The sequence below is a fragment of the uncultured Caulobacter sp. genome, assembly GCF_937900395.1.
Lineage (GTDB): Bacteria > Pseudomonadota > Alphaproteobacteria > Caulobacterales > Caulobacteraceae > Caulobacter.
Genome location: NZ_CALCDX010000238.1, coordinates 1 through 12,826, shown reverse-complemented (window position 1 = coordinate 12,826; position 12,826 = coordinate 1). Strand labels below are relative to the sequence as shown.

Genomic DNA, 12,826 nt, shown 5'->3' with positions numbered 1-12,826 from the left:
CGGGGGACGGTATCGGAAATTTTGTCCAGCGCCAGAGCTTGGCGGTCCCCAGAAAGGGAAGCTCACAGTCCTTCGTCGGGAATATTCAGCAGAACGCCGCAAGCCTTGCAGTGGACGGCGTCTGGATCGTGTCGGCGCAGGCCGCAGACGTGGCAAGGATGGACGACCTTGTGCGGCCGCAGGATCGACTGGATCAGGCCGATGAACAGCGAAACCCCGCCCAGCATCACCGCGATCGACAGCAGCTTGCCCCAAACCCCCGGCAAGGTGACGTCGCCATAGCCGGTGGTCGTCAGGCTGGTGACGGTGAAGTAGAGGGCGTCGACATAGCCGCCGATGCCTTCGTGCCGGCCCGCGAAGCTCGTATAGACAAAGCCCGTCACCACGAAGACGAAGGTGACCAGCGAGCTGGCCGCGCGGGTCACGTCCTCGACCCGGGTGTCGTCATAACGCCGCCCGACCGTGCGCCAGAAGAACTCGCTGTGGATCAGGGTCCACAGCCGCAACACGCGCAGGAACCCGAAGTTGAACAGCCAGGCGGGAAACAGCAGGGTCGCCAGGATCAGCAGGTCCAGCCAGACGATCGGCTTTCTCAGCCACGCCTTGATGTCCCCGTGCGCCACGGCGCGCGCGGCCAGGTCCAGCGCCAGGAACGTCGCGATCCCGTAGTCGATCAGATAGAATGTCACGCCATGCCGCTGCATCAGCGGCGCGGCGATGAAGAAGGCGATGATCGCGATGTCGATCAGGATGATCGCATAGCGAAACCGGACCGCCGTCGGCGACGCGCCATGGTAGAGCGCCCGCAGTCGGGCGCGCAGGCGAAGCTCGTGCTTGTCCTGACGCTGATCGTCGCGGTGCATTTTGCTTGGCTTTCCACTATATAGCCCGGCCATGAGCCGCACCTTCCTGAAGATGAACGGCCTGGGCAACGACTTCGTCGTGGTCCAGACCCTGACCCAGAGCTTCGAACCGACGCCCGAGGAGATCCGCGCGATCGCCAAACGCGGCGACGGTGGGATCGGCTGCGACCAGGTCATCGCCATCGACCCGCCCAAGGCCGAGGGCGCGTCGGCCTATGTTCGCTTCTGGAATTCCGACGGCGAGGAGACCGGCGCCTGTGGCAACGGCACCCGCTGCGTGGCCTGGCTGCTGATGCAGTCGGCCGGCAAGACCGAGGTCGCCTTCGACACGGTCGCCGGGCGCCTGTCGGGCGTCGCGGCCGGCGAGAAGCTGGTCACGGTCGACATGGGTCCGCCGCGCCTCGAATGGAGCCAGATCCCGCTGGCCGAGGAAATGGACACCGCCCGTGTCGAGCTGCAGGTCGGCCCGATCGACGCCCCGTGGGTCCACACGCCGGTCTGCGTCTCGATGGGCAATCCGCACGTCGTCTTCTTCGTCGATGCGCCGGTCTCCGATGAGTTCGCGACCAAGACCGGCAGCCTGGTTGAACACCACCCGCTGTTCCCGGAAGGCGTCAATGTCGGCTTCGCCTATGTCGAAAGTCGCGACCACATCCGGTTGAAGGTCTGGGAGCGGGGCGCGGGCCTGACCGCCGCCTGCGGCACCGGCGCCTGCGCCGCCCAGGTCGCCGCCGTGCGTCGCGGCCTGACCGACCGCAAGGCCAAGGTCGAGTTCGAGAGCGGGGCGCTCACGATCGAATGGCGCGAGAGCGACGGCCACGTGATCATGACCGGCCCGGTCAGCATGGACTTCGCCGGCAAGCTGCCCGAGGCGGTCGCCGCTTAAAGCCATGGCGACCTACACCGTCATCAAGGCGACGCCCAAGCCCAAGCCAGAGATCGGGGAGGAGGGCGGTCCCGCCGTCGTTTCCTCCGGCCCGGACGGCGTCCAGGTCGTGACGTTCGGCTGCCGCCTGAACGCCTATGAGAGCGAGGCCATCCGCGCCCGCGCCGCCGCCGACGGCGTCACCGACGCGGTGGTGTTCAACACCTGCGCCGTCACCAACGAGGCCGTGCGCCAGGCTCGCCAGGCGATCCGCAAGGCCCGCCGCGAGCGGCCCGGCGCGCGGGTCATCGTCACCGGCTGCGCCGCCCAGGTCGATCCTGCCGCCTTCGCCGCCATGCCCGAGGTCGACCTCGTGCTCGGCAACGCCGAGAAGGCCGCGCCCGGGGCGCTGCTGGAAACGGGCCGCGTGCGGGTCAACGACATCATGTCGGTCAAGGAGACCGCCGGTCACCTGATCGACGGGCTGAAGGACCGCGCCCGGGCCTATGTCGAGGTCCAGAACGGCTGCGACCACCGCTGCACCTTCTGCATCATTCCCTACGGCCGCGGAAACTCGCGCTCGGCGCCGGCCGCCGAGGTCGTCGAGCAGGTCCGCAAGCTGGCCGCCGAGGGCTACCAGGAAGTCGTGCTGACCGGGGTCGACGTCACCTCGTGGGGGGCTGACCTGCCCGAGCAGCCGACCCTGGGCCAGCTGGTCGGCCGCATCCTGCGCATGGTCCCGGACCTGCCCAGGCTTCGACTCTCGTCGATCGACGCCGCCGAGATCGATCCGGACCTCTTCGCGCTGCTCGAGACCGAGCCGCGCCTGATGCCGTACTTGCACCTGTCGCTGCAGGCCGGCGACAACATGATCCTGAAGCGCATGAAGCGCCGCCACAGCCGCGAGGACGCCCTAAAGCTGGTCGCAGAGGTGCGCCGCGTGCGCCCGGACACCGCCTTCGGCGCCGACCTGATCGCCGGCTTCCCGACGGAGAGCGACGAGGCGTTCGAGAACACCCTGCGCCTCGTCGAGGAGGCGGATCTGGCCTTCCTGCACGTCTTCCCCTACAGCCCGCGCCCCGGCACCCCGGCCGCGCGGATGCCGCCGGTGAAGGGGCCGGTGATCAAGGACCGCGCCCGTCGCCTGCGCGAGGCGGGCCAGCGGGGTCTCGAACGCCATCTCCAGCGCCAAGTCGGGCGCGTGCTGTCGGGCCTGGTCGAGCGCGACGGCCTGGCGCGGGCCGAGGACTTCACCGAGATCCGCTTCGAGGGCGAGGCGCCGGCCGGTCGGATCGTGGCCTTCAAGGTCACGGGTCACGACGGCGCCAGAGTGATCGGGGAGCGCGTCTCCTGATCTGGCGAGCGCTGGCCGCCGCCCTGCTTCTGGCCGTCCTGACGGCGGCGCCGGCTCGCGCGGAGACGCCCAAACCCGTGACGTTCAGCGTCATGACCTACAATGTGGAGGGCCTGCCCTGGCCGGTCCGCAAGGGGCGCGGCCAGGCCCTGAAGGCGATCGGCCGCGAGTTGGCGGCGATGCGCGCGGCCGGTCGTCAGCCCGACGTGGTCCTGCTTCAGGAAGGCTTCCGCTCCGAGGTTTGGGACCTGATCGACGAGAGCGGCTACCCCTATGTCGCCCGAGGTCCGAACAAGGGCCAGCGCGACCCCAACATGCTGGATGGTCAGAAGACCGACTTCCGGCGCGTCAAATATCGTCACAAGGGCGAGGGGCTGGGCAAGTGGGGCTCCAGCGGCCTCTGGGTGCTGAGCGACCATCCGATCAACTGGGTCAAGTCGCACGCCTACCGCTACTGCGCGGGCCTCGACTGCCTGGCCAACAAGGGCGTCATGCTGGTCAGCCTGGACGTCCCCGGCCTGCCGACCCCGGTCGAAGTGGCCGACACCCATCTCAATTCCAAGGGCGCCTCGGGCGTGCCCCGTCGCCGGGCGACCCAGGCTCATCGTCTGCAGGCCGACGAGCTGAAAGGCTTCATGCGGGAGGACCGCACGCCGGGCGCGCCGTTGATCGTCGGCGGCGATTTCAACGTCATGCACTCGCCCGAGCGCTTCAACCACGTGATGGCCGACTATCCGTTCGAGGTGGTCAGCCGGTGGTGCCACCACCGTCCGGGCGCCTGCGACACCCAGATTTCCTATGACGGCGACGCGCCGTGGCTGGACACTCAGGACCTGATCGGCTTCCTGGATGGTGAACAGGTCACCGTGACGCCCGTTGCGGTCGAGGCGACGTTCGACGGCGCGTCCGAGCCGGTGCTGTCCGACCACGACGGCTACAAGGTGACGTTTCGGCTGACGCCGAAGGGGTAGGGATCATGGGCTTGAGCGGCGGCTGCCAGTGCGGCGCGGTGCGGTTCCGGGTCGAGGGCGAGCCTCAGCGCGCGTCGATCTGCTGGTGCCGCATGTGCCAGAAGGCGTTCGGCGGGCCGTTCGGGGCCCTGGTGACGGTCAACGTCGCCAACCTGACCTGGACGCGCAGCCAGCGGGCGACCTTCCAAAGCTCGGACACGATCCAGCGAGGCTTCTGCGCCGCCTGCGGCACGCCGCTGACCTTCGAATGGAGCGCCGACAAGATCGACCTGGCGGTGTTTGCTTTCGACGATCCCTCGGCGGTTGCGCCGGTCGTGCAGCTGGCCGTCGAGGGCCGGCCGACCTGGATGGACCACCTCGCCGACATGCCGGTCCGGCCGCCGATGGGGCCGACGGGGGCGGTGGTGTCGAGGCAGCATCCGGATCACGACATATGATCCTTCTCCCCTTGCGGGAGAAGGTGGCCCGAAGGGCCGGATGAGGGGTCGATAAAGGGCCGGTCAGCGCGACCCCTCACCCGACCCGCTGCGCGGGCCACCCTCTCCCGCAGGGGGAGAGGGAGATCCTTCCCCCATGAACCCCGGCAGGCTCCAGCCGAACTTGATCGCGCAGGCCCGCAAGCCGAAGGCGGCGGCGAAGCCCGCGATTCCCGCCGGCCAGAAGGCCACGCCGGCCAGCTGCAGCGCCGCGAATACGGTCGCGCCCAGCAGGGCGGCGGTGATGTAGATCTCGCGGCGAAGCAGCAGGTTCGGCTCTTCGGCCAGCACGTCGCGGATGACGCCGCCGAAGGCGGTGGTCAAAACGCCCATGACCACCGCGCTGAACGGATGCACCCCCAGGCCCAGGGCCTTGGCCGTGCCGACCACGGCGTAGGCGGCCATGCCGAGCGCGTCGAGCCAGAGCAGGGCCCGGAAGCGCCAGCCGCGCTTTCCCAGCAGCCAGACCACGGTGGCTGCCGCCAGACACGCCACGATATAGCCCGGTCTCTGCACCCAGAACACCGGCGCGCCGATCAGCAGGTCGCGCAGGGTCCCGCCGCCGACCCCGGTGATCGCGGCGAAGAATCCGAAGGTGATGATGTCGTGCTTGCGCCGGGCCGCCGCGAGGGCGCCGGTTGCCCCAAAAACGGCCGCCGCGGCGTAGTCGAGCCAGAAAAGCGCCGTTCCCAAAGGGTCAAGTTGCACGTCCATGCCCTTTCCATCGCACGCTTGGGCGGTCCGCGCTAACCGCGTCCAGTTAAATCCCGATTTACACTTTCGCCGGGTCGGCTAAAGGGGCGCGGATGAGCGACAAGCCCGAGCAGAAAAAAGGCTGGTTCCAACGCCTGACGTCCGGCCTGACCCGGACGTCGCAGGCGATGACCGAGCAGGTCACCGGGGTCTTCACCAAGAAGCCCCTGGACCAGGAACAGCTGGACGCCTTGGAAGAAATGCTAATCGAGGCCGATCTCGGCCCCGAGATCGCCGCCCGCATCACCGAGGCCTTCGGCAAGGCGCGCTTCGGCAAGTCGTCGACCGACGACGAGGTCAAGGAGGCCCTGGCCGAGCTGATCGCCGCCGAGCTGGCCGACCGCCAGGGCAGCTTCGACCCGCTGCACGGCCCGCGCCCCTATGTGGTGCTGTTCATCGGCGTCAACGGTTCGGGCAAGACCACGACCCTGGGCAAGATCGCCGCCGACCTGACCGAGAAGGGCGCGCGCGTGCTGATCGCCGCCGGCGACACCTTCCGCGCCGCCGCCGTCGAGCAGCTGAAGGTCTGGGCCGACCGGGCCGGGGCCGACTTCATGTCCAAGCCCACCGGCGCCGACGCCGCTGGCCTGGCCTTCGAGGCCGTCGAGCGCGCCAAGGCCGAGCACTATGACGTCGTGCTGATCGACACCGCCGGCCGCCTGCAGAACAAGCAGGGCCTGATGGACGAGCTGCTCAAGGTCATCCGTGTCGTGAAGAAGGTCGATCCCGACTATCCGCACGAGACCCTGCTGGTGCTGGACGCCACCGTCGGACGCAACGCCCTGGCCCAGGAGAAGATCTTCGGCAACCAGGTCGGCGTCTCCGGGATTGTCATGACCAAGCTGGACGGCACCGCGCGCGGCGGGGTGCTGGTGCCGGTGGCCCGCGCCTCCGACAGCCCGATCAAGCTGATCGGGGTGGGCGAGGGGGTCGAGGACCTGCAACCGTTCGACGCCCGGGCCTTCTCGCGCTCGCTCGTCGGCCTGAAGGACTGATCCGTGAGCGAAGCGCCGGTTGAGGCTCCCAAGAAGAACGCCGGCTGGGTGCGGACGGTCGTCGACTACGGCGCGGCTATCGCGTTCGGCGTCGCCTATTTCGTCACCAAGGACTTTCAGAAGGCGACCTGGGTGCTGGTGGCCGCCTCGGCAGCGGCTCTCGCGATCGGCTACGCGGTCGAGCGGCGCCTGGCCCTGCTGCCGCTGTTCTTCGGCGGCATGGCCCTTGTGTTCGGGACCTTGGGCCTCGTCTTCCACTCCGACATCTTCGTGAAGATCAAGGTCACGGTGATCAACCTGGCCCTGGCCGCCTTCCTGCTGGGCGGGACCCTGATGGGCCGCCAGCCGCTGAAGCTGCTGATGGGCGAGGCCCTGCACCTGCCCGACGCGGCGTGGCGGACCCTGACCCTGCGCTACGGCGGCTATTTCGCGCTCGTCGCGGTGCTGAACGAGGTGGTCCGCAATACTCAGGGTACGGACACCTGGGTGAAGTTCCGCCTGGGTCTCTTGCCGCTGGCCCTGGTGTTCGTGGCGACCCAGATCCCCTTCATGATGAAGCACATGGCCAAGGGCGACGAGCCCGCGGCGGCCGAACCTCCGGACGCGGGCTTCTAGCCCCGCGTCGCTTTCAGCCGTCCACGGACCGTTGTCGTCAAATCGACGTGTTACGATGCTAGCGTTCAGTCGTCGGTCGAGGGACCGTGCGATGTGGGGGCGCGAGAGATGGCCAAGAGCAAGGGCGAGAAAACGGTCGGCGGCCTGCTGGAGCGTTCGCCCAGCCATCTTCTCCACCGGGTCCTGCAACTGGCGCTCGACATCTATGCCGAGGAATGCGGCGAGGCCGGGGTGACCCAGCGCCAGTTCGCCGTCCTGGCCGCCGTGGCCGAGAACGAGGGCGTCACCCAAACGGCGCTGGTCCGCGCCACCGGCATCGACCGCTCGACCCTGGCCGACATGGTCGCCCGGATGATCACCAAGGGCCACCTGGAACGCCAGCGCTCCAGCGAGGACGCCCGCGCCAACAGCGTGCGCCTGACCGCCGCCGGCCGCGAAGCGCTCGAGGCCGTCCGCCCGATGGTGGCAATGGCCGACGCCCGCATTCTCGCGCTGCTCAAGCCCAGCAAGCGCGAAGGTTTCCTCGACCTGCTGGCCGACATCGCCGGCGCCGACCTGCATCCGGAAGAGGCCGCGCCGAAGTCCAAGAAGGCCAAGGCCGAAAAGGCCGACAAGCCGAAGAAGGACAAGAAGGTGAAGAAGGACAAGGCCGCGAAGAAGGCGGCCTAAGGCTGCAGTCTTTCCGCCGCCTTCCTCGCCCTCGTGGCGAGGACCCATGGTTCAGGTTGGCGAGGATAAGGCGGTTGTGCGCTGACGATCCGGCGTGCGCTTACCAACCCGAGCACAGGCGGAACGCTGGGTCCTAGGCACAAGGCCTAGGAAGGCGGTCGGATCTTGGCTTCGAGCCTCGAAATCAGACCAAAATATTCAGCAACGACCCCGGCCGCAGGATCTTCGTCGGCTGGGCGTCGGGCTGGACGAACGGCTTCTGCGGCGCCGCCCGTTGCTGGGGCTGAGCCTGGGTCTGCAGCTGCACCGTCGAGGGCGCGGTCGCCGGACGCGTCGGGGCGGCGTCGGTCAGGGCGGCCTGGAAGAAGGCCGCGCGCGTCGAGGCGCCGGTCTTGGCGGGGACCGACGGGGTCTGCGACGGAACGACGGGCCAGCCGGCGGGACGGACGTTGCTCATGACTCGAAGTCTAGCATGGTTAACGAAAGCTGCGCGAGTATGGTCAACGCAAAGTTAACGCGCCGGGGCCGCGACCTGTCCGCGCACCCTTAGAGACTACTTGGCCTTCTTGAGCAGGTCCTCGGCCGCGTCGGGCGTCAGCGGGCCGGTATGCTTGGCGATGATGACGCCGTCCGACCCGACCAGATAGGTCTCGGGCACGCCGGTGACGCCGAACTCCAGCCCCGCGCGGCCATCGCGATCGACCAGCTTCAGGGCGAACGGATCGCCGAGGCGGGTCAGGAAGGCCTGGGTGTTGGCCGGGGCGTCCTTGTAGGCGATGCCGACCACCCTCACGCCCTGGGCCTTCAGGGCCATCAGCTGTGGGTGCTCGACCTCGCAGGGGGCGCACCAGGAGGCGAAGAAGTTGACGAGGATCGGACCCTCGCCGGGCGTGCGGATCGCCGTCGGCGTCCCGCTGGTCAGCTCGGGCAGCGACAGGGCCGGCGCCGGCTTGCCGACCAGAGCCTGGGGCTGGACGCGGGGGTCGCGCTTGAGCGCATAGCCCGCGAACAGACCCGCCAGGGCCAGCAGGATCAGCAGCGGGACGAAGGCCAGCCAGCGCTTCACGATTTGGACGTCTCCAGCTCGGCCTGCAGGCGCTCGGCCTCGCGCCGCCAGCGGCGGGCCATCAGCAGGCTGCTCGTGATCATCCAGGCGAAGGCGAGGGCCGAGATCGCGAAGGCCGGCCACAGGTAGGGGGCGTACTTGCCCGCGTCGAAATCGAAGCTCATCGCGCGCTCTCCGCCAGCTTCAGCGACAGGCTGCGGGCCTTGCGCCGCCAGACCAGGGCGCGGATCCGCACCAGCCACAGGGCGCCGAACGCGCCCAGATAGGCCAGGCCCATCAGCACGGCCGGCCAGGCGTAGATCGCCGGCAGGCCGTCGCCCTTGGCGGCCATGAAGGTCGAGGAGCCCTGGTGCAGGGTGTTCCACCACTCGACCGAGAACTTGACGATCGGCAGGTTGATCAGGCCGACCAGGGCTAGGATGGCGGCGGCCCGGGCGGCCTTCTGTTCGTCCTCAAGCGCCCCGCGCAGGGCCATGTAGCCGAGGTAGAACAACAGCAGCACCAGCACCGAGGTCAGACGCGCGTCCCAGACCCACCAGGCGCCCCACATCGGCTTGCCCCACAGCGAGCCGGTAATCAGGGCCAGGGCCGTATAGGCCGCGCCGATCGGGGCGCAGGCTTGAGCGGCGAGGTCGGCCAGCGCCTGGCGGAACACCAGCGCCAGAAAGCTGGCGACGCCCAGGCACAGATAGATGAACAGCGACAGCGAGGCGGCCGGGATGTGGATGAACATCATCCGTACGGTGTCGCCCTGCTGATAGTCCTCGGGAACCAGGAAGGTCAGCACCAGGCCGACGGCGGCCGCGATCGTCGAGAGCACGCCCAGCAGCGGGGCGGCCCATCGCGAGAAGGCCATGAACCGCTCGGGGTTGGTCAGGAAATCGAACGTGTGGCGCGCGTCCATGGATCACGCTCTAGAGCGACCGGGCGGCGCGGGCAATGGCCGTATCGCTACGGAGCCGGAGAAGGTGCGAAGAAGGGCGACGCGTGCAGGCGCGCCGCCCTCCGGACGCAGGGCCGGGGTCAGCCGACCTTGCGTTGGATCACCGTCGTCCGCGACCCTTTGAACGGCGCCGGGCCGCGGGTCTCGAAGCGGCGGATGAAGACATGGTCGCCGCCGCGTTCCAGGTCGAGGGCGTCGAAGGCCTTCTGCTGGCTGGGCGAGAGGGCGGTGTAGAAGGCGCGGGTGGCGGCGACGCGCTTTTGCATGGCCTCCGCGACCTTGGACATCTGGTCCAGGCGCTCCAGGGTGGTTGGCGGCTTGCGATCGACCATGCGGTCCATCTTCTCGCCCGGCTTGTCGTCGTCATTGTCCTTGCGGACCACGATCTTGGGCGAGGTGGCCTCCACATAGGCCTTCAGCGCACCGTCCTGTTCGGGACGCAGCTGCAGGACATCGCGCAGGTGTTCGGCGCGCTTGGCCGGATCCAGGCCGCGGCCGTGGTGCATCATCATCATGCCGGGGCCCATGGCCATCATGGCGTCCATCGGCGGCGGGGCCGGAGGGGCCGGAGGAGCCGGGGGCGGCGGCGGAGCGGGAATCTGCGCCGAAGCGGCGCCGGCGGCCAGGGCGGTGACGGCGGCGCCCGCGAGCGCCAGGCGGATAAGGCTTTTACGCATGGTGTGAGCTCCTGTCGTTGAACTGACGAAAAGCTAGGCCATCGCGATGTGGCGCGAAAATGTCAGGATAGATGAACAATTCTACAGGCTTGTCGGCATGCCGCAGGGCGCCCGATTTGCGGACGGACCCGACCTTCGGCTATCACCGCTGACATTTCCAGGACTCGTCGACGCTAGATGTCGCCCCGGGAGCCCGCTCTCTGGTCCTTCCTCTTTCCGCGCGGAGTCCGCATGAAGTCGATCGCGTTTCTGGCTCTTGCCCTGGCCGGCGTCTGCTGGGGGCTCGGCTTTCCGACCGGCAAGCTGATCCTGACCGAGACCCAGGCGTCTCACATGGTGCTGCTGCGCTTCGCCGTCGCCGCCCTGGCCGCCGCGCCGTTCGCCCTGCGCAAGCCCGAGGTCCGCGCCCTGTTCCGCTCGCCGGTCGTGCTGGCCTCGGGCGTGATCTACGGCGTGGCGTTCCTCGTCCAGTTCGAGGGGCTGGCCCATGTCAGCGTCACCGTCGCGGCGCTGCTGGTCGGGGCGATGCCGGCCCTGATCGCCGTCAGCGCCCGGGTGCTGGGTGAGACGGTCTCGCGGCTGTCCTGGACCGGCGTGGCGGCCGCGACCCTGGGCGCGGCGCTGATCGCGGGCAAGCCAGATGGAGCCAGCTCGCCTTGGGGCGTGGCGCTGTCGATCGCGGCGCTGTTTCTGTTCCTGGCTTGGCTGCTGGTGCTACGCCGAGCCCCGACCGCGCCCAACGCGATGGCCATTCCGGCCGTGTCGATCATCATCGCCGCCGTCACCATCCTGCCGATCGCCTTCGTTCTGCACGGCGCGCCGAGGCTGGACCTGAGCGCGCCGGTCTGGGCCGCCGTCGTCGCCCAGGGCGTGCTGGCGACCCTGCTCGCCACCGCCGCCTGGCAGTTTGGATCGGCGCGGGTCGGGGCGGCCAGCGCCGGGGTGTTCATCAACATCGAGCCGCTGATGGGCGCGGCCTGCGGCGTGCTGTTGTTCGGCGACCACCTGACCTTGCCGCTCTTGGCCGGCGGCGCGCTGATCATCGGCGGCAGCCTGGCCGTGGTGCTCGGCGAGAAGAACGCCGCGCCCGGCGACTTGCAGGCGACGGTGGCGCCGACTCCCTAGTCCAGGGCGTTCCGGCAGGCGGCGCCCATGGCCAGGGGCGAGAGGGCCACCGCCCCGGCGCAGTAGGCCAGCATCAGCATCAGGCCGCCGGTCCAGGGCAGGCCGGCCGAATAGCCGTCCAGCGCCCCCGCGCCGAAGATCACCGGCGGAGCGAACAGCGGCAGGACGATGACGGCGACCAGCAGACCGCCGCGCTTGCTGCCCAGGGCCAGGGCCGCGCCCAGGCCGCCGAGGAAGGCGAAGGCCAGGCCGCCGACCAGGGCGCACAGCACCAGCAGCGGCATGACCTTCAGGTCCGCGCCCAACATCAGGGCGGCCACGGGGGCGGCCAGGGCCAGTGGCGCGCCCGTCGCCAGCCACTGGGCCAGGCACTTGGCGACGGCGACGGCCTCCAGCGGCGCAGGGCCCAGCGCCAGCAGGTCCAGCGTCCCGTCCTCGTAGTCGCGCTCGAACAGGCGCTCGAGCGAGAGCAGGGCGGCGAGCGCCAGGCCGAGCAGCGGAAAGTCGAACAGCGCCCAGCCGGCGACGAACAAGGCCAGCAGCCGTTGGGTGACCGGGCCGCGCTTCATGGCTACAGGCTGTCGAAACGGTAGTGCTGGCGCAGGAACAGGCGGAAGCGCTTCACGATGGCCAGCGCATCGTGCAGCGACATCCGTGTGCCCGTGGGCATTGCCGCGATCGTCGCTCCACGAACGTAGTACTGGTCGTAGAGATCGTGATCGGCTTTCGAGAACGTGATCGTCGGGCCGGGATCGGATGCGTCCGCGAGCGGGTACTTCTCAAGTACGACGAGTGCCGTGATGATCTTGCTGACGCTCGCCATCACCTGGTGGGTCGTGCATTCGCGCCTCGGCATGGGCCTGTTCGCCATCCACGACGACGAAAACTGCAATCGCAAACCCTTGGGAGGACAATCATGCGACGGCATCTTTTGACGACGACGGCAGCCATGCTGCTGGCATTGACCGGTACGGCTTTCGCCGGCATGGACGAGGCAAAACAGTTCCTGGACAAGGAGGTCGGCGACCTTTCGGCGCTGTCTCGCGCCGACCAGGAAAAGGAAATGCAGTGGTTCATCGACGCTGCCAAGCCCTTTGCCGGTATGGACATCAAGGTGGTCTCGGAAACCATCACCACCCATGAATACGAATCCAAGGTTCTGGCGCCTGCCTTTACCGCGATCACCGGCATCAAGATCACCCACGATCTGATCGGCGAAGGGGACGTCATCGAGAAGCTGCAGACGCAGATGCAGTCGGGCGAGAACGTCTACGATGCCTACATCAACGACTCCGACCTGATCGGCACCCACTGGCGCTACCAGCAGGCCCGTTCGCTGACCGACTTCATGGCCAATGAAGGCAAGGACGTCACCAACCCCGGCCTCGACATCGATGACTTCATCGGCAAGTCCTTCACCACTGCCCCGGACGGCAAGCTCTACCAGCTTCCCG

General features: G+C 68.6%; 17 protein-coding genes and 1 pseudogene. 9 read left to right on the top strand and 9 right to left on the bottom strand.

Annotation, left to right across the window (positions count from 1 at the left end):
* Positions 1-62: 62 nt before the first annotated feature.
* Positions 63-863, bottom strand: coding sequence for a potassium channel family protein (locus Q0379_RS21445; RefSeq protein ID WP_299016543.1), 801 nt, complete (start codon positions 861-863; stop codon positions 63-65).
* Positions 864-894: 31 nt separating this feature from the next.
* Here Q0379_RS21445 and dapF point away from each other — a divergent pair, with 31 nt between their 5' ends.
* From dapF to Q0379_RS21425, 4 genes are all read left to right on the top strand, one after another.
* Entirely contained in the window at positions 895-1,749 is an 855-nt protein-coding gene (gene dapF, locus Q0379_RS21440) for a diaminopimelate epimerase (protein ID WP_299016541.1), read from the top strand.
* Positions 1,750-1,753: 4 nt separating this feature from the next.
* Positions 1,754-3,082 (top strand): tRNA (N(6)-L-threonylcarbamoyladenosine(37)-C(2))-methylthiotransferase MtaB, encoded by a 1,329-nt coding sequence (mtaB, locus tag Q0379_RS21435; RefSeq protein ID WP_299016539.1) that lies wholly within the window; start codon positions 1,754-1,756, stop codon positions 3,080-3,082.
* Between the two features lie 77 nt (positions 3,083-3,159).
* Positions 3,160-4,053, top strand: a complete 894-nt coding sequence (locus Q0379_RS21430) for an endonuclease/exonuclease/phosphatase family protein (protein WP_299016537.1) — start codon at positions 3,160-3,162, stop codon at positions 4,051-4,053.
* A 5-nt stretch (positions 4,054-4,058) separates the two neighbouring features.
* Positions 4,059-4,490: a GFA family protein gene (locus Q0379_RS21425; protein WP_299016535.1), complete on the top strand. Its 432-nt coding sequence runs from the start codon at positions 4,059-4,061 to the stop codon at positions 4,488-4,490.
* 63 nt (positions 4,491-4,553) lie between these two features.
* Here the strand turns inward: Q0379_RS21425 and Q0379_RS21420 are convergent, their stop codons facing one another.
* Positions 4,554-5,243, bottom strand: a complete 690-nt coding sequence (locus Q0379_RS21420; protein ID WP_299016533.1) for a trimeric intracellular cation channel family protein — start codon at positions 5,241-5,243, stop codon at positions 4,554-4,556.
* Between the two features lie 92 nt (positions 5,244-5,335).
* Between Q0379_RS21420 and ftsY the strand changes: the two genes are divergently transcribed.
* From ftsY to Q0379_RS21405, 3 genes are all read left to right on the top strand, one after another.
* A complete protein-coding gene (ftsY, locus tag Q0379_RS21415) occupies positions 5,336-6,277 on the top strand; it encodes a signal recognition particle-docking protein FtsY (protein ID WP_299016531.1) in 942 nt (313 codons plus the stop codon).
* Between the two features lie 3 nt (positions 6,278-6,280).
* Entirely contained in the window at positions 6,281-6,892 is a 612-nt protein-coding gene (locus tag Q0379_RS21410) for an inner membrane-spanning protein YciB (RefSeq protein ID WP_299016529.1), read from the top strand.
* 108 nt (positions 6,893-7,000) lie between these two features.
* Positions 7,001-7,561 carry a MarR family winged helix-turn-helix transcriptional regulator gene (locus Q0379_RS21405; RefSeq protein ID WP_299016527.1) on the top strand — a complete coding sequence of 187 codons (561 nt, stop codon included), beginning with the start codon at positions 7,001-7,003 and terminating at the stop codon, positions 7,559-7,561.
* Positions 7,562-7,745: 184 nt separating this feature from the next.
* Here the strand turns inward: Q0379_RS21405 and Q0379_RS21400 are convergent, their stop codons facing one another.
* From Q0379_RS21400 to Q0379_RS21380, 5 genes are all read right to left on the bottom strand, one after another.
* Positions 7,746-8,018, bottom strand: a complete 273-nt coding sequence (locus Q0379_RS21400; RefSeq protein WP_299016525.1) for a hypothetical protein — start codon at positions 8,016-8,018, stop codon at positions 7,746-7,748.
* A gap of 96 nt (positions 8,019-8,114) precedes the next feature.
* Entirely contained in the window at positions 8,115-8,627 is a 513-nt protein-coding gene (locus Q0379_RS21395; RefSeq protein WP_299016523.1) for a DsbE family thiol:disulfide interchange protein, read from the bottom strand.
* Positions 8,624-8,791 carry a heme exporter protein CcmD gene (gene ccmD, locus Q0379_RS21390; RefSeq protein ID WP_299016521.1) on the bottom strand — a complete coding sequence of 56 codons (168 nt, stop codon included), beginning with the start codon at positions 8,789-8,791 and terminating at the stop codon, positions 8,624-8,626. Before ccmD ends, Q0379_RS21395 begins: the two co-directional genes overlap by 4 nt.
* Positions 8,788-9,531: a heme ABC transporter permease CcmC gene (ccmC, locus tag Q0379_RS21385; RefSeq protein ID WP_299016519.1), complete on the bottom strand. Its 744-nt coding sequence runs from the start codon at positions 9,529-9,531 to the stop codon at positions 8,788-8,790. Before ccmC ends, ccmD begins: the two co-directional genes overlap by 4 nt.
* A gap of 119 nt (positions 9,532-9,650) precedes the next feature.
* The gene (locus tag Q0379_RS21380; RefSeq protein ID WP_299016517.1) at positions 9,651-10,247 is read right to left on the bottom strand and encodes a Spy/CpxP family protein refolding chaperone; all 597 of its coding nucleotides are present in this window, start codon (positions 10,245-10,247) and stop codon (positions 9,651-9,653) included.
* A 231-nt stretch (positions 10,248-10,478) separates the two neighbouring features.
* On the opposite strand from Q0379_RS21380, the gene Q0379_RS21375 reads away from it, so the two are divergent.
* On the top strand, positions 10,479-11,372 hold the full coding sequence (locus tag Q0379_RS21375; RefSeq protein WP_299016515.1) for a DMT family transporter: 894 nt from the start codon (positions 10,479-10,481) through the stop codon (positions 11,370-11,372).
* Here Q0379_RS21375 and Q0379_RS21370 read toward each other — a convergent pair.
* Together Q0379_RS21370 and Q0379_RS21365 are read right to left on the bottom strand one after the other, a co-directional pair.
* A pseudogene (locus Q0379_RS21370) lies at positions 11,369-11,950 on the bottom strand (heme exporter protein CcmB); the annotation flags it as partial. The gene Q0379_RS21375 and the pseudogene Q0379_RS21370 overlap by 4 nt on opposite strands.
* Complete coding sequence (locus Q0379_RS21365; protein ID WP_299016513.1) at positions 11,944-12,228, bottom strand: hypothetical protein; 285 nt, start codon at positions 12,226-12,228, stop codon at positions 11,944-11,946. The pseudogene Q0379_RS21370 and the gene Q0379_RS21365, both read right to left, overlap by 7 nt.
* A gap of 60 nt (positions 12,229-12,288) precedes the next feature.
* On the opposite strand from Q0379_RS21365, the gene Q0379_RS21360 reads away from it, so the two are divergent.
* Positions 12,289-12,826: extracellular solute-binding protein (locus tag Q0379_RS21360; protein WP_299016511.1), on the top strand; the 538-nt coding region annotated here is incomplete at its 3' end.